The sequence below is a fragment of the Kosakonia sp. CCTCC M2018092 genome (assembly GCF_003864115.1).
GTDB lineage: Bacteria > Pseudomonadota > Gammaproteobacteria > Enterobacterales > Enterobacteriaceae > Kosakonia > Kosakonia cowanii.
Genome location: NZ_CP034225.1, coordinates 3,114,340 through 3,129,395, shown reverse-complemented (window position 1 = coordinate 3,129,395; position 15,056 = coordinate 3,114,340). Strand labels below are relative to the sequence as shown.

15 protein-coding genes are annotated in these 15,056 nt (G+C 56.9%); 9 read left to right on the top strand and 6 right to left on the bottom strand.

The window, feature by feature from the left end:
- Positions 1-23: 23 nt before the first annotated feature.
- The 8 genes from EH164_RS14890 (at position 24) to EH164_RS14855 (ending at position 9,198) form a co-directional block, all read left to right on the top strand.
- Positions 24-506 carry a YbjN domain-containing protein gene (locus tag EH164_RS14890; protein ID WP_023481410.1) on the top strand — a complete coding sequence of 161 codons (483 nt, stop codon included), beginning with the start codon at positions 24-26 and terminating at the stop codon, positions 504-506.
- 349 nt (positions 507-855) lie between these two features.
- Positions 856-1,968: a spermidine/putrescine ABC transporter substrate-binding protein PotF gene (potF, locus tag EH164_RS14885; RefSeq protein ID WP_124968921.1), complete on the top strand. Its 1,113-nt coding sequence runs from the start codon at positions 856-858 to the stop codon at positions 1,966-1,968.
- A 139-nt stretch (positions 1,969-2,107) separates the two neighbouring features.
- A complete protein-coding gene (potG, locus tag EH164_RS14880) occupies positions 2,108-3,241 on the top strand; it encodes a putrescine ABC transporter ATP-binding subunit PotG (RefSeq protein ID WP_023481693.1) in 1,134 nt (377 codons plus the stop codon).
- Positions 3,242-3,250: 9 nt separating this feature from the next.
- Complete coding sequence (gene potH / locus EH164_RS14875; RefSeq protein WP_023481728.1) at positions 3,251-4,204, top strand: putrescine ABC transporter permease PotH; 954 nt, start codon at positions 3,251-3,253, stop codon at positions 4,202-4,204.
- A complete protein-coding gene (gene potI, locus EH164_RS14870; protein ID WP_023481845.1) occupies positions 4,201-5,046 on the top strand; it encodes a putrescine ABC transporter permease PotI in 846 nt (281 codons plus the stop codon). The genes potH and potI overlap by 4 nt, the downstream gene beginning before the upstream one ends.
- 66 nt (positions 5,047-5,112) lie before the next feature.
- Positions 5,113-5,589, top strand: coding sequence for a YbjO family protein (locus tag EH164_RS14865; RefSeq protein WP_241174967.1), 477 nt, complete (start codon positions 5,113-5,115; stop codon positions 5,587-5,589).
- Positions 5,590-5,631: 42 nt separating this feature from the next.
- On the top strand, positions 5,632-6,759 hold the full coding sequence (gene rlmC, locus EH164_RS14860; protein WP_124968919.1) for a 23S rRNA (uracil(747)-C(5))-methyltransferase RlmC: 1,128 nt from the start codon (positions 5,632-5,634) through the stop codon (positions 6,757-6,759).
- Positions 6,760-6,870: 111 nt separating this feature from the next.
- The gene (locus EH164_RS14855; RefSeq protein ID WP_124968917.1) at positions 6,871-9,198 is read left to right on the top strand and encodes an FdhF/YdeP family oxidoreductase; all 2,328 of its coding nucleotides are present in this window, start codon (positions 6,871-6,873) and stop codon (positions 9,196-9,198) included.
- 406 nt (positions 9,199-9,604) lie between these two features.
- On the opposite strand, the gene artJ is transcribed toward EH164_RS14855, so the two are convergent.
- From artJ to EH164_RS14825, 6 genes are all read right to left on the bottom strand, one after another.
- Positions 9,605-10,336 (bottom strand): arginine ABC transporter substrate-binding protein ArtJ, encoded by a 732-nt coding sequence (gene artJ / locus EH164_RS14850; protein ID WP_023481799.1) that lies wholly within the window; start codon positions 10,334-10,336, stop codon positions 9,605-9,607.
- Between the two features lie 168 nt (positions 10,337-10,504).
- Positions 10,505-11,173: an arginine ABC transporter permease ArtM gene (gene artM / locus EH164_RS14845; protein WP_124968915.1), complete on the bottom strand. Its 669-nt coding sequence runs from the start codon at positions 11,171-11,173 to the stop codon at positions 10,505-10,507.
- Positions 11,173-11,889, bottom strand: coding sequence for an arginine ABC transporter permease ArtQ (artQ, locus tag EH164_RS14840; protein WP_023481425.1), 717 nt, complete (start codon positions 11,887-11,889; stop codon positions 11,173-11,175). The genes artM and artQ overlap by 1 nt, the downstream gene beginning before the upstream one ends.
- A gap of 6 nt (positions 11,890-11,895) precedes the next feature.
- Positions 11,896-12,627 (bottom strand): arginine ABC transporter substrate-binding protein ArtI, encoded by a 732-nt coding sequence (gene artI / locus EH164_RS14835; protein ID WP_023481785.1) that lies wholly within the window; start codon positions 12,625-12,627, stop codon positions 11,896-11,898.
- Between the two features lie 19 nt (positions 12,628-12,646).
- Positions 12,647-13,375 carry an arginine ABC transporter ATP-binding protein ArtP gene (artP, locus tag EH164_RS14830; protein ID WP_023481454.1) on the bottom strand — a complete coding sequence of 243 codons (729 nt, stop codon included), beginning with the start codon at positions 13,373-13,375 and terminating at the stop codon, positions 12,647-12,649.
- Positions 13,376-13,584: 209 nt separating this feature from the next.
- Positions 13,585-14,100 carry a lipoprotein gene (locus EH164_RS14825; protein WP_124968913.1) on the bottom strand — a complete coding sequence of 172 codons (516 nt, stop codon included), beginning with the start codon at positions 14,098-14,100 and terminating at the stop codon, positions 13,585-13,587.
- Between the two features lie 100 nt (positions 14,101-14,200).
- Between EH164_RS14825 and EH164_RS14820 the strand changes: the two genes are divergently transcribed.
- Positions 14,201-15,046, top strand: coding sequence for an N-acetylmuramoyl-L-alanine amidase (locus EH164_RS14820; protein ID WP_034813914.1), 846 nt, complete (start codon positions 14,201-14,203; stop codon positions 15,044-15,046).
- Positions 15,047-15,056 lie beyond the last annotated feature (10 nt).

Here is a 15,056-nt window from a genome sequence, read left to right as displayed (position 1 = left end):
TTCCCCAACAGAGCACGTTTTCTATGGATTCACTGGTCGTCCCCGGTCTGGACACGCTTCGCCAATGGCTTGATCAACTCAGCATTAACTTTTTTGAGTGCGACACCTGCCAGGCGCTGCACCTGCCGCATATGCAGAATTTTGACGGCGTGTTCGATGCGAAAGTCGACCTGGTCAATGATGTTCTGCTCTTTACCGCCATGGCGGAAGTAAAACCCTCCGCGCTGCTGGCGCTGGCGGCGGATCTCTCGGCGATCAACGCCAGCTCGCTGACCGTCAAAGCCTTCCTCGATATGCAGGATGATAATCTGCCGAAGCTGGTGGTGTGTCAGACCCTCAGCATCGGCCCCGGTATCGCCTTTGAGCAGTTCGCATGGTTTATGCGCCAGAGTGAAGAGCAGGTCTCGATGGTGATTATGGAAGCCAATGCGCACCAGCTGCTTTTCACGCCGGGCGAGGAAGATCTGCTGGCTGGCGACGACGAGCCGAACAATTTTCTCCACTGATTCCCGCATCGATTAACGTAGCCGCTACCACGGCGGCTGCGTAGCCACATTTTTTATTCTGCTTTTAACCTTTCTTTAAAGAATGATTCACCATCATTCCTCGCCTTCTGGCTTATCCCATAGAGACTTATTGCATAAAAAATTGATAAAAGGCGGTTTTTTATCTGCCCTATAGCCTCAAACCCTGGCTACAGTTATTCTTGCGCTGCTTTAAAAAGCATGCGGCGTCTGCCGGAGCGATTTTGTTCTCCGGCGCAGAGCAGAGTGACAAACTATGCATGAATCTTGCATATCCCAGAAAGCGTAGATTTAGTTCGTAGCTTAACGAGCTTTCCAGAAGGAATGAGATATGAGTGCCTCAAGAAAAAAATGGGTATCGGGTCTTGTTGCGGGTGCGTTAATGGCTCTCTCTGCCAGCACACTCGCCGCCGGGCAAAAGACGCTGCATGTGTACAACTGGTCTGACTATATTGCGCCGGACACCGTCGCAAATTTTGAGAAAGAGACTGGTATTAAAGTGGTTTACGACGTGTTCGACTCCAACGAAGTGCTGGAAGGCAAATTAATGGCCGGCAGCACCGGGTTCGATCTCGTCGTTCCGTCCGCCAGTTTCCTGGAGCGCCAGCTCTCGGCGGGCGTTTTCCAGCCGCTTGATAAGAGCAAGCTGCCGAACTGGAAAAACCTCGATCCGGAAGTGTTGAAAATGGTCGCGAAGCACGACCCGGATAACAAATACGCTTTCCCCTACCTGTGGGCGACCACCGGCATTGGCTACAACGTTGATAAAGTCAAAGCGGTGCTTGGCAAAGATGTGCCGATCGATAGCTGGGATGTGGTGCTGAAGCCGGAAAACCTTGAGAAGCTGAAGAGCTGCGGCGTCTCCTTCCTCGATGCGCCGGAAGAGATTTTCGCCACCGTGCTGAACTACCTCGGCAAAGATCCCAACAGCACCAAAGCCGATGATTACACCGGCCCGGCGACAGATCTGCTGCTGAAGCTGCGTCCGAACATCCGTTACTTCCACTCTTCGCAATACATTAACGATCTCGCTAACGGCGATATCTGCGTGGCTATCGGCTGGGCGGGCGACGTCTGGCAGGCGGCTAACCGCGCGAAAGAGGCGAAAAACGGCGTTAACATCAACTACATCATTCCGAAGGAAGGGGCGCTGGCCTTCTTTGACGTCTTCGCCATGCCGAAAGATGCCAAAAACACCGATGAAGCCTACCAGTTCCTTAACTACCTGATGCGCCCGGACGTGATGGCGCACATCAGCGACCACGTCTACTACGCGAACGGTAACAAAGCCTCTGTGCCGCTGATCAGCGAAGAGGTGCGTAACAACCCGGCAATCTTCCCGCCGCCGGATGTCTTCGCCAAACTCTTCACGCTGAAAGTGCAGGAGCCGAAAATTGATCGCGTACGCACCCGCGCATGGACGAAAGTCAAAAGCGGCAAATAAATCAATCACCTGACTGGTGAAAGCGCTGCACCGCGCCGGTGCAGCCGCCCCAAAACGGGACAGCGGGCGCACCTGCTGTCCCGTCATCTGTATGACAACCTGTTGAAGCAGGGTGATGCTTATGCCGGAGAGCACCGTAGTGAATGACGCTATTCCCCGCCCGCAGGCGAAGAGCCGCAAGGTTCTGACGCCGCTGCTGGAGATCCGTAACCTGACCAAATCCTTCGACGGCCAGCACGCCGTGGATGATGTCAGCCTGACTATCTATAAAGGCGAAATCTTTGCCCTGCTCGGCGCATCGGGCTGCGGTAAATCGACGCTGCTGCGCATGCTGGCAGGCTTTGAACAGCCGACCCACGGGCAGATTATGCTCGACGGCGTCGACCTCGCCCACGTGCCGCCCTACCTGCGCCCGATCAATATGATGTTCCAGTCCTACGCGCTCTTCCCGCACATGACCGTTGAGCAGAATATCGCTTTTGGCCTCAAGCAGGACAAGCTGCCGAAAGCGGAGATCGCCAGCCGCGTCGCCGAAATGCTGCACCTGGTACATATGAGCGAGTTTGCCAAACGCAAGCCGCACCAGCTCTCTGGCGGCCAGCGTCAGCGCGTGGCGCTGGCGCGCAGCCTCGCCAAGCGGCCAAAACTGCTGCTGCTTGATGAACCGATGGGCGCGCTGGATAAAAAGCTGCGCGACCGCATGCAGCTGGAAGTGGTCGATATTCTTGAGCGCGTCGGCGTTACCTGCGTGATGGTGACCCACGATCAGGAAGAGGCGATGACCATGGCCGGGCGTATCGCCATCATGAACCGCGGCAAATTTGTGCAGATTGGCGAGCCGGAAGAGATTTACGAGCATCCGACCACGCGCTACAGCGCCGAGTTTATCGGCTCGGTCAATGTCTTCGAAGGGTTGCTGAAGGATCGTCAGGAGGATGGCCTGGTGATTGAGTCACCGGGGCTGGTGCATCCGCTGAAAGTCGACCCGGATGCGTCGGTGGTGGATAACGTGCCGGTCTACGTGGCGCTGCGCCCGGAGAAGATCATGCTGTGCGACGATCCGCCAGCCGATGGCTACAACTTTGCCGTCGGCGAAGTGGTGCATATCGCCTACCTTGGCGATCTCTCTATTTATCACGTGCGGTTGCAGAGTGGGCAGATGATCAGCGCCCAGCTGCAAAACGCGCATCGCTACCGCAAAGGCGCGCCAACATGGGGCGATGAAGTGCGTCTCTGCTGGGATGCCGACAGTTGTGTGGTTCTGACGGTTTAAGGAGCGGCGATGAGTACACTCGAGCCACCGGCCCGCGTAACAAAACCGGGCGGTGTAAAGCTGTGGCTGGCGCGCCTGCAAATGCGCCACGGGCGCAAGCTGGTGATTGCGCTGCCCTATATCTGGCTGACGCTGCTGTTTCTGCTGCCGTTTTTGATCGTCTTCAAAATCAGCCTCGCGGAGATGGCGCGTCAAATCCCACCCTATACCGATCTGCTGGAGTGGGCCGATGGGCAGCTGACGATTACGCTTAATCTCGGCAACTTCCTGCAACTGACCGACGATCCGCTCTATATCGAAGCCTATTTGCAGTCGCTGCAGGTAGCGGGCATCTCGACGATCTGCTGCTTGCTGCTCGGCTATCCGCTGGCGTGGGCGGTGGCGCACAGTAAGCCGTCGACGCGCAATATTCTGCTGCTGCTGGTGATTTTGCCGTCGTGGACCTCGTTTCTGATCCGCGTTTACGCCTGGATGGGGATCCTGAAAAACAACGGCGTGCTGAACAACTTTCTGCTCTGGCTGGGGGTTATCGATCAGCCGCTGACCATTCTGCACACCAATCTCGCGGTCTACATCGGCATTGTCTATGCCTATCTGCCCTTTATGGTGCTGCCGATCTACACCGCGCTGACGCGTATTGACTACTCGCTGGTGGAAGCGTCCCTCGATCTTGGCGCGCGTCCGCTGAAAACCTTCTTCAGCGTGATTGTGCCGCTGACCAAAGGGGGAATTATCGCCGGTTCGATGCTGGTGTTTATTCCGGCGGTCGGTGAGTTCGTGATCCCGGAACTGCTCGGCGGGCCGGATAGCATTATGATTGGCCGCGTGCTGTGGCAGGAGTTCTTTAATAACCGCGACTGGCCGGTGGCCTCGGCGGTGGCGGTGATCATGCTGCTGCTGTTGATTGTGCCGATCATGTGGTTCCACAAGCATCAGCAGAAACAGACGGGGGAGAAGGCATGAGCAATTTACCGGTAGTGCGCTCGCCCTGGCGCATCCTGATCCTGGTGATAGGTTTCACCTTCCTTTATGCCCCCATGTTGATGCTGGTGGTCTACTCTTTTAACAGCTCAAAACTGGTGACGGTGTGGGCAGGGTGGTCAACGCGCTGGTATAGCGAGTTGTTCCACGATGACGCGATGATGAGCGCGGTGGGCTTAAGCCTGACGATTGCCGCCTGCGCGGCGACGATGGCGGTGATTTTAGGCACCATTGCGGCAGTCGTGATGGTGCGCTTTGGGCGCTTTCGCGGCGCGAACGGCTTCGCCTTTATGATCACCGCGCCGCTGGTAATGCCGGATGTGATCACCGGCCTGTCGCTGCTGCTGCTGTTTGTCGCGCTGGCGCACGCCATCGGCTGGCCAGCGGATCGCGGCATGCTCACCATCTGGCTGGCGCACGTGACTTTCTGTACCGCTTATGTGGCGGTGGTGATCTCCTCGCGGTTGCGCGAGCTGGATCGCTCGATTGAAGAGGCGGCGATGGATCTTGGCGCTACGCCGCTGAAGGTCTTCTTTGTTATCACGCTGCCGATGATCATGCCGGCGATTGTCTCCGGTTGGCTGCTGGCCTTTACCCTGTCACTGGATGACCTGGTGATCGCCAGTTTTGTCTCCGGTCCTGGTGCCACTACGCTGCCGATGCTGGTCTTCTCCAGCGTGAGAATGGGGGTCAACCCGGAGATCAACGCGCTGGCATCGATTATTCTCGGCGTGGTGGGGATTGTCGGTCTTATCGCCTGGTTCCTGATGGCGAGAGCGGAAAAACAGCGCCAGCGTGATATCCAGCGTGCAAGACAGGGCTGAACTCATTAGAATCTGGAAATTGTGTCGTTGATGCCGCGCTTGCGCGGCATTTTTCACAGGGAAATCATGGAATTGGGGTTCTTCAACAAAACCACGCACCACGCGACGCCTAATATACCGGCGCTGGTTCAGGTGGCGGCTATCGCCATCATTACCATTCGCTGTGTCGACGTGCTGATGATCATGAACCTGCTCGGCTGGCGCGGGCTGCTCGACTTCGTGCACCGCAGCGCCCAGACCTGGAGCCTGACGCTGATTTTCCTGGGCAGCCTGATGCTGGTGTTTGTCGAGATCCTCTGCGCCTTCTCGGTGATAAAAGGGCGGCGCTGGGCGCGCTGGCTCTATCTGATAACGCAACTCACCTCGACCGCCTACCTGTGGGCCGCGTCACTGGGCTATGGTTACCCGGAACTCTTCAGCATCGCCGGCAGTTCGCGCCGTGAGATCTTCCACTCGCTGGTGATGCAAAAGCTCCCCGATCTGCTGGTGCTGTTCCTGCTCTTTGTGCCGACGCCGAGCCGACGCTTTTTCCGTCTGCAATAACGGTGGTACAATCCCGCCCCCGCAAATTGAAAGGCTTTATCTATGCAGTGCGCTCTCTTCGACGCCGGTCGCTGCCGCTCCTGTGAGTGGATCGACCAGCCGCTCCCGTTGCAACTCTCCGCCAAGATGGATCATCTGCGCGCACTGCTCGCCCCCTTTGCGGTGGAGTCCTGGTGCGAGCCGGTGAGCGGCCCGGAGCAGGGCTTTCGTAATAAAGCGAAGATGGTGGTCAGCGGCAGCGTTGAAAAACCGCTGCTCGGCATGCTGCACCGCGACGGGACGCCGGAAGATCTCACTGCCTGCCCGCTCTACCCGGCGACCTTCGCCCCGGTATTTGCCGCCCTGAAACCCTTTATCGCCCGCGCCGGGTTAACGCCCTATAACGTAGCGCGCAAACGCGGCGAACTGAAATACCTTTTATTGACCGAGAGCCAGCTCGACGGCGGCATGATGCTGCGCTTTGTGCTGCGCTCAGAGGCGAAAGTTGAGCAGCTGCGCGCCGCGCTGCCAACGCTACAGGCGCAATTGCCGCAACTGAAGGTGATCTCGGTAAATATCCAGCCGGTGCATATGGCGATCATGGAAGGGGAGAGGGAGATCTTTCTTACCGACCAGCAGGCGCTGGCGGAGAACTTCAACGGTGTGCCGCTCGCTATTCGCCCGCAGAGTTTTTTCCAGACCAACCCGGCGGTCGCCAGCCAGCTCTACGCCACGGCGCGGGACTGGGTGCGCCAACTTCCGGTCAACCATATGTGGGATCTCTTCTGCGGCGTCGGCGGCTTTGGCCTGCACTGCGCAACGCCGGAGATGAAGCTGACCGGGATTGAGATCGCGCCGGAAGCGATCGCCTGTGCGACGCAATCCGCCGAGGCGCTGGGGCTGCACAATCTTCACTTCCAGGCGCTCGATTCAACCCGTTTCGCCACCGCGCAGGAGTCGGTGCCGGATCTGGTGCTGGTCAACCCGCCGCGGCGCGGCATTGGCGCAGAGCTGTGTGACTACCTGAGCCGCATGGCGCCGCCGTGGATTATCTACTCCAGCTGTAATGCGCAGACGATGGCGAAGGATTTCGCCGCGCTGGCGGATTACCGCGTCGCGCGCGTGCAACTGTTTGATATGTTTCCCCATACTGCCCATTACGAAGTGCTTACCCTGCTGATCAGGCGTTAATTCTTCCGCTTAAAAGCCATTTGGCGCGACGAAATACTGACTTTTTTGCCCCACAGGCGCGTTTTTTGTACCAGGCTTAAGCAAAAAGCGACGCGAACAGTGTGGGGCAATATGAAAGAGCAGAAACAATCAACGGTAGGGATCGCGCCATACGGCGGCTCGGCAGGTGGCTGGGGCGCGTTAAAAGCGGTGGCCGATGCGCTGCGTGGACAGATGTCCGTTAAGCAGGATGTGATTGCGCTATTTAAAGTAAACCAGCCGCAGGGCTTTGACTGCCCCGGCTGTGCCTGGCCGGATCCGCAGCACACCTCCTCATTCGAATTTTGTGAAAACGGCGCTAAAGCCGTCTCTTGGGAGGCGACCAGCAAACGCGCGACGCCGGAATTTTTCGCGGCACACACCGTCAGCGAACTGTGGCAGCGCAACGCCTTTGAACTGGAAGGCGAGGGGCGCTTAACCCACCCGATGAAATATGACGCTGAGAGCGACACCTATCAGGCGATTGAGTGGGAGACCGCGTTTCAGGAAATTGGCGCGCTGCTGCAAAGCTATGACGATCCAAATAGCGTGGAGTTTTACACCTCCGGGCGCGCCTCTAACGAAGCGGCGTTTCTGTGGCAACTCTTTGCCCGTGAATATGGCACCAATAACTTCCCCGACTGCTCAAATATGTGTCATGAGCCAACCAGCGTCGGGCTGCCGGAGTCGATTGGCGTTGGTAAAGGCACCGTCGAACTGGAGGATTTTGACCACTGCGATCTGGTGCTCTGCATCGGTCATAACCCCGGCACTAACCATCCGCGTATGCTCGGTACGCTGCGGGAAGTCTCAAAACGCGGCGCGACCATCGTCGCCATTAACCCGCTGCGCGAGCGCGGCCTTGAGCGTTTTACCTCACCGCAAAGCCCGATAGAGATGCTGGCCCTTAGCTCAACCAAACTCGCCTCGACCTACTACAAAGTGCGCGTCGGCGGTGATGCGGCAATGCTGAAAGGGGTGATGAAGATCCTGCTGTCGATGCACGAGCAGGCGCTGGCGAACGGAGAGCCGGGCGTAATCGACGAGGTGTTTATTCGCCAGCACACGCAGGGTTTTGCGGAGCTGAAAGCCGATCTCGACGCCACCGACTGGGACCATATCCTGAAAGTCTCCGGTATGGAGCGCGAGGAGATCCAGAATATCGCCCGGCTTTACGCCGAGTCTGAGCGCACCATTATCTGCTACGGCATGGGCATCACCCAGCACCAGTACGGCACGCAAAACGTGCAGCAGATTGCTAACTTGCTGCTGCTGCGCGGCAATATTGGTAAGAAAGGAGCGGGTATCTGCCCGCTGCGCGGCCACTCCAATGTGCAGGGCGACCGCACGGTTGGCATCACTGAAATTCCCTCTGCCGGGTTTCTCGATAGCCTTGAACGGGTGTTTGGTTTTAAACCGCCGCGTGAGCATGGGCACGGCGCGGTGGCTGCCATTCAGGCGATGCGCGACGGCAAAGTGAATGCGCTGCTCTGCCTGGGCGGTAATCTGGCTGAAGCGATCTCCGATCCGCAGGTCACCTTCCCGGCGATGCGCAAGCTCGATCTGGTGGTGCATATGGCGACCAAACTGAACCGCTCCCATCTGCTGCTCGGCAAACATAACTATCTCTTCCCGGTGATTGGGCGCACCGAAACCGATGAGCAGGCATCCGGGGCGCAGAGCGTGACGGTAGAGGATTCAATGTCGATGGTGCACGCTTCGCGCGGATCGTTAAACCCTGCTTCACCGCACCTGAAGTCGGAGCCGGCGCTGGTGGCGGCCCTTGCCAAAGCGACGCTGCCGCAGACGGTGGTGAACTGGGACCGGATGGTTAACGACTACAGCAATATTCGCGACGCCATCGAAGCGGTCTTCCCGGCGTTTGCTAATTTTAATGAACGGGTCAAACAACCGGGCGGCTTCCGCCTGCGTAATGCCGCCTCCGAGCGGGAGTGGAATACGCCGTCGGGCTTTGCCGAGTTTAAAGTGATGCAGGGGATTAATGAGGATCCGCGCTCGCTCAAGTGCCACGATCTGGTGCTCACCACTCTGCGCAGCCACGATCAGTACAACACCACGCTTTACGGGCTGAATGACCGCTATCGCGGCGTGACCGGGCGACGGGACGTGCTGTTTATTAATGCCGATGAGGCGGAGCGACGCGAGTTGCGCGTCGGCGATCAGGTGAATGTGGTGGCGCTCGATCCCGAGGGGAACCCCACCTCGCGGCGGATGGATAACCTGACGGTTGTGGTGATCGATATGGCACCCGGTTCGGTGGGAGCCTATTATCCGGAAGCCAATATTCTGGTGCCGCTGGACAGCCACGACACTAAAAGCGGCATCCCGGCGTATAAAAGTATCCCGATTGCGATGGAGCGCGTCGAAACACCGGTCGCCACCTCGGGCGCACGGCGTTAAACGTAAAACCCGTAGGCCCGATAAGCGAAGCGCCATCGGGCATTTGTGCGGGTCTCATTGCCGGATGGCGGTTGACGAAAGAATCAGACCGTCCGTAGGCCTGATAAGCGAAGCGCCATCAGGCATTTGTGCGGAGTTCATTGCCGGATGGCGGTTGACGAGAGAATCAGACCGTCCGTAGGCCTGATAAGCGAAGCGCCATCAGGCATTTGTGCAGGGTTCATTGCCGGATGGCGGCTACGCCTTATCCGGCCTACAAAAGCGCGCCATCGGGTATTGGTGTGGGATGTAATTGCCGGATGGCGGCTACGCCTTATCCGGCCTACAAAAGCGCGCCATCGGGTATTGGTGTGGAATGTAATTGCCGGATGGCGGCTTGCGCCTTATCCGGCCTACAAAGAACGGCTTACTGCGGGAACCACTGATCGCTGATTTTCTGGTAGGTGCCGTCAGCTTTAATCGCTTTCAGCGCAGCGTTCAGCTTCTCCAGCAGCGCTTTGTTATCCGGGCGCACAGCGATGCCAAGACCGGTGCCGAAATATTGCGGATCGGTCACTTTCGGCGTTGCCACACCCAGCTGCGGGTTAGTTTTCAGCCACTCATTCACTACCGCGGTATCACCAAACACGCCGTCGATACGGCCATTTTTCAGGTCGATAATCGCGTTCTGGTAGCTGTCATACGCCACGGTGGTCACTTCCGGGTGCTTATCCTGCAAATATTTCTGATGGGTGGTGCCGTTTTCCATACCGATGCGTTTGCCCTTGAGATCGTCAAAGGATTTAAAGGCATCTTTTTTGGCAATCACCAGCGCGGAGTTGGCGTAGTAGGGGTCAGTAAACGCCACCTGTTTGCTACGCTCCGGAGTAATGTCCATGCCGGAGATCACCGCGTCATACTTCTTAAATTTCAGCGCCGGGATCAGGCTGTCAAAGGCGTGGTTGGTAAAGGTGCAGTTGGCCTGCATCTGCTTACAGAGCGCATTCGCCAGATCGATATCGAAGCCGACAATCTTATTGCCCGCATCCAGGGATTCAAACGGGGGATAGGTCGCCGACACGCCGAAGCTGATCTTATCAGCCGCAAAGCTCCCTGCGGAAACGGTAGCGAGAAGAGCGGCCAGTATCATTTTTTTCATCAGTAAACTCCTGTCTGTCTATCTTATTGTTGTTACCCGGAGGCATGGGATTAACAATGCCAGTGTATGAATTTATATGCAACTATAATGCTTAATTATTTTATTGATGATAAAAATAAAGGCGAGTAATGGGGTCATTAGCTCGCCTCTACAGATTACCTATGCAGTTTAGTTGCGCCGCTCAAAGGCCAGCGCTTTGCGCTCAATCAGGCGCATCATCAGCGTCAGCAGGCCGTTTACCACCAGATAGATTAAACCGGCTGCGCCAAACACCGTCACATCGTAGGTGCGTCCATACAGCAGCTGCCCGTGACCCATCACTTCCATCAATGTAATGGTGTAGGCCAGCGAGGTACTTTTAAATACCAGCACCACTTCGTTGGAGTAGGAGGAGAGCGCGCGTTTAAACGCGTAGGGCAGCAGGATCGCCAGCGTATCTTTCTTACTCATCCCCAGCGCGCCGCAGGATTGCCACTGCCCATCCGGAATGGCGCGGATAGCACCATAGAAGAGCTGCGTGGTGTAAGCCGCGCTGTTAAGCGACAGTGCAATGAGCGCGCAGAGCCACGGCTCAGAGAGCAGACGCCAGATCGCCGGATAGTTCTGCAAAGAGGGGAACTGCCCCGGCCCGTAGTAAATCAGGAAGATCTGCACCAGCAGCGGCGTGCCGGTAAACAGCGTGATATAGGCGCGGACAACCTGCGTCAGCACCGGCGTTTTCAGCGTCAGCACAATAGTGAAGAGCAGTGAAAGCACCAGCGCGACAATCAGCGAGGCTACCGTCAGCGTCAGGCTGGTGTGCAGCCCCTTGAACAGCTCGGGCATAAACTCAAGCATTATCCCGGCCTCCGTTCAAAGCGCGTTGCGCGCAGATCGATGCGTTTCAGCACCCACTGGCTGAGCAGGGTGATCACCAGATAGATCGCCGCCGCCACGATATACCAGGTAAAAGGCTCCTGGGTGCGGGTGGCAATACTTTTGGTTTGCAGCATCAGATCGTTAACGCTTATCAGCGACACCAGCGCGGTATCTTTCAGCAGCACCAGCCACTGATTACCGAGCCCCGGCAGCGCGTGACGCCACATCTGCGGCATCACCAGGCGAAAGAAGATCGCCCCTTTTGATAAACCCAGCGCCTGGCCCGACTCGCGCTGACCCTCAGGCACCGCTTTTAACGCACCGCGCAGGGTTTGCGAGGCATAAGCGGCGTAGAGCAGGGAGAGGGCGATCACGCCGCAGAGGAACGGGCTGACGTCGAAATTCTCAATCTGCATCTGCACCGGGATCTGCACAACGCCGAGGTTGAGGGTAAAGCCGTCCGACAGCAGTAACAGCAGCTGTGAGGAGCCGAAATAGATAAACAGCACCACCAGAATCTCCGGCAGGCCGCGTAAAATCGTCACCAGCGCGGTGCCGATCCAGGCAATCGGTCGCCATTTGACCGACTCCCAGACGGCAAAGATCATCGCCAGCACCAGGCCGATGATCAGCGCGCAGACGGCAAGGCCGACGGTCATCCCGGCGGCGCTTGCTAATGGAAACATTTCATTCATTCAGTATTACTTCTGGAACCATTTGCTGTAGATGGTCTGGTAAGTCCCATCTTTCTTCACTTTTTCCAGCGCGGCGTTAAATTTCTGCTGCAGCTCGGTGTTACCCTGGCGTACCGCGATACCGAGGCCGGTGCCGAAGTAATCTTTGTCGGTCACTTTATCGCCGACCGCCGCCAGTTTAGCGTCAGATTTCAGCCACTCGGTCACTACCGCAGTGTCGCCGAACACGGCATCAATACGGCCATTTTGCAGATCCAGACGCGCGTTCTGGTAGCTGTCGTAAGGCACAGTGGTGATTTCCGGGTGCTTATCGGTGATGAATTTCTGGTGGGTGGTGCCATTCTGCACGCCGACACGCTTGCCTTTCAGCTGGTCGATGCCGGTGAATTTGCCCTTTTGCCCGACGAAGAGCGCAGAGTTGTCGTAATACGGGGTGGTGAACAGCACCTGTTTTTCACGCTCCGGCGTGATATCCATCCCGGCCATTACCGCGTCGAAACGGCGGAATTTCAGGCTTGGGATCAGGCTGTCAAAAGCCTGGTTGGTAAAGGTACAGGTGGCGTCGATCTCTTTACACAGGGCATTCGCCAGATCGACATCGAAACCGACGATTTTGTTATTGGCGTCGGTCGATTCAAACGGAGGGTAGCTCGCTTCGGTGGCGAAACGGATGGTCTGGGCTGCTGTAGCGCTAAGGCTGATGCTGGCAACAAGTGCGGCGATCAGTAATTTTTTCATTGTCATTATTCCCGAGTCTTCAGTGAGATAGGTAGTATTTAAACGCGTCGGTCTGCGGCGCGGCAAAGCAGCCCGCATCCCCTTGCTCAACAATGTGACCATTTTCCATATACACCACGCGACTGGCCGTCTTGCGCGCCACTTCCACTTCGTGGGTCACGATAACTTGCGTAATACCGGTTTGCGACAGCTCGCGGATGATGCTGACGATCTGTGCGGTGATCTCTGGATCGAGCGCGGCGGTCGGCTCATCGAACAGCAGCACCTGCGGCTCCATCATCAGCGCGCGGGCAATCGCCACGCGCTGCTGCTGGCCGCCGGAAAGGTGCAGCGGATAGCGATCGCTGTAAGGCTTCAGGCGTAAACGCTCGAGCAGCTTCTCGGCGCGCGCCAGCGCCTCATCTTTGCGTAATCCGAGCACGCGGCACGGCGCTTCAATCAGGTTCTGCTGCACGGTGAGGTGCGGCCAAAGATTATATTGCTGGAACACCATGCCCACATTCTGGCGTAATTCGCGAATCGCTTTATCAGAAGGGGTTTTGGCGAAATCGAAATGATTGCCTGCGATGGTCAGCTGGCCAGAGCGCGGCATTTCGAGCAGGTTCAGCACGCGCAGCAGCGAACTTTTCCCCGCGCCGCTTGGGCCGAGCAGCACCAGCGTTTCACCCTGCGGGCACTCCAGTGTGATATCGAACAGCGCCTGGTGTGCGCCGTAGAAGCAATTGATGCTGTTTAATTTAATACTCATCGAAGCAGTCTGATAGCAATTGAGGCCGCAAATAGTAACGTTGACAGAATAGTTATGCAATATTTGTGCGTTAAAACTTAAATATAAACCAGGTTTCTACATAAAGTTAGCACATATCACTGGTCGACGTGGGAACCAGGCATAAATGTCGGCATTCCTCACAGAATGCCAGACATTTTACGGGGGTTATCGATGGGTTTAGTCAATACTTACCGATGTTCAACCGACTGGCGCAGCGTGCCCGCAGGGGCATGCACCGTGCCGCCGAGGTAGCGCACATCATCAACCGCCCAGCACTGGCCTTCGCGGATCATCAGCACCTCGTCCTGCCAGCGCTGATCGCCTTTGGTCAACGTCACGCGCAGCGGGATATTGCGCGCGTCGCTGTTGGGGATGGTTGAAGCGCTGGCGACATCGGCTTTCTCCGGTGCCAGGTTACGGCTGGAGAAGGGGTCGCCTTTCAGCAGCACGTTATTGCGCGCGTCGCGGCTGGCGGCAGTGAGCATTTTGCTCAGATCGTCACTCAGATAAGGGCGCAGCGAGGACCAGTTCGCGCCCGGATGTTCAATGCGGTAGTCATAGAATTGCTGTGCCACACTGTCGGGGCCGCCTTCAACGCAGGTATTGACGCGTGCGCCGGTATCTTTGAAAGCGGGCTCAACGGTGGTACAAGCGCTTAACAGCAGCGCGCACGGCATAACAAGAGTCAAAACTGAATAGCGCATAATGATTTCCTTATTTCTGTTCAGAAGTCGCAACCTTTCAAGAATAGTGTATTGCTCTCATAATGTGTCTGGTAACGCATTGATGGTTAAAAGGAGAAGCATGAAAACGTGGGGAATAGTGCTACTGGCGCTGATACTGGCAGGCTGTGCCAGCGATAAAAAAGATGACAACAAAGGCGTTATTGAGAAACCTGGCTATCAACTGGTGACCCGTTATCAGGCGCAAGCGGCTTATCCCCGCATCAAGGTGCTGGTGATCCATTATACGGCAGATGATTTTGATGTCTCGTTGACTACACTGCTCGGTAAAGATGTCAGTTCGCACTACTTAATCCCGGCCAATCCGCCGCGCGATAAGGGTAAACCGCGCATCTGGCAGCTGGTACCGGAGCAGAAACTTGCGTGGCATGCGGGGGCCAGCTTCTGGCGCGGATCGACGCGCATTAACGACACCTCCATCGGCATTGAGCTGGAAAACCGCGGCTGGGAGAAGGCGTCGGGCGGTAAAACCTTCGTTCCTTTTGCGCAGGCACAAATCAATGCGTTGATTCCGCTGGTAAAAGATATCGTCGCGCGTTACAACATCCCGCCGCAGAATGTGGTGGCGCATGCGGACATCGCCCCGCAGCGCAAAGAGGATCCCGGCCCGCAGTTTCCCTGGCAGGTGTTAGCCGCGCAGGGGATTGGTGCCTGGCCCGATCCGGCGCGCGTGGCCTTTTACCTCAATGGCCGCGCGGAGTACACGCGGGTCAGCAATGCGGCACTGCTCGATCTGCTGGCGCGTTATGGTTATGACGTCAAATCGTATATGACACCGCTGCAACAAAAGCGGGTCATCATGGCATTTCAAATGCATTTTCGCCCGGCGAAGTGGGATGGCGTAGCTGACGCCGAAAGCTTAGCGATCGCCGAGGCTTTACTGGAAAAATATGGTCAGGCAGAGTGATCTCTGCCGA

Coding starts and splice junctions, on each gene's coding strand:
- EH164_RS14890 (WP_023481410.1), top strand. CDS start 24: ATGGATTCACTGGTCGTCCCCGGTCTGGACACGCTTCGCCAATGGCTT.
- potF (WP_124968921.1), top strand. CDS start 856: ATGAGTGCCTCAAGAAAAAAATGGGTATCGGGTCTTGTTGCGGGTGCG.
- potH (WP_023481728.1), top strand. CDS start 3,251: ATGAGTACACTCGAGCCACCGGCCCGCGTAACAAAACCGGGCGGTGTA.
- potI (WP_023481845.1), top strand. CDS start 4,201: ATGAGCAATTTACCGGTAGTGCGCTCGCCCTGGCGCATCCTGATCCTG.
- EH164_RS14865 (WP_241174967.1), top strand. CDS start 5,113: ATGGAATTGGGGTTCTTCAACAAAACCACGCACCACGCGACGCCTAAT.
- rlmC (WP_124968919.1), top strand. CDS start 5,632: ATGCAGTGCGCTCTCTTCGACGCCGGTCGCTGCCGCTCCTGTGAGTGG.
- EH164_RS14855 (WP_124968917.1), top strand. CDS start 6,871: ATGAAAGAGCAGAAACAATCAACGGTAGGGATCGCGCCATACGGCGGC.
- artJ (WP_023481799.1), bottom strand. CDS start 10,336: ATGAAAAAAATGATACTGGCCGCTCTTCTCGCTACCGTTTCCGCAGGG.
- artM (WP_124968915.1), bottom strand. CDS start 11,173: ATGCTTGAGTTTATGCCCGAGCTGTTCAAGGGGCTGCACACCAGCCTG.
- artQ (WP_023481425.1), bottom strand. CDS start 11,889: ATGAATGAAATGTTTCCATTAGCAAGCGCCGCCGGGATGACCGTCGGC.
- artI (WP_023481785.1), bottom strand. CDS start 12,627: ATGAAAAAATTACTGATCGCCGCACTTGTTGCCAGCATCAGCCTTAGC.
- artP (WP_023481454.1), bottom strand. CDS start 13,375: ATGAGTATTAAATTAAACAGCATCAATTGCTTCTACGGCGCACACCAG.
- EH164_RS14825 (WP_124968913.1), bottom strand. CDS start 14,100: ATGCGCTATTCAGTTTTGACTCTTGTTATGCCGTGCGCGCTGCTGTTA.
- EH164_RS14820 (WP_034813914.1), top strand. CDS start 14,201: ATGAAAACGTGGGGAATAGTGCTACTGGCGCTGATACTGGCAGGCTGT.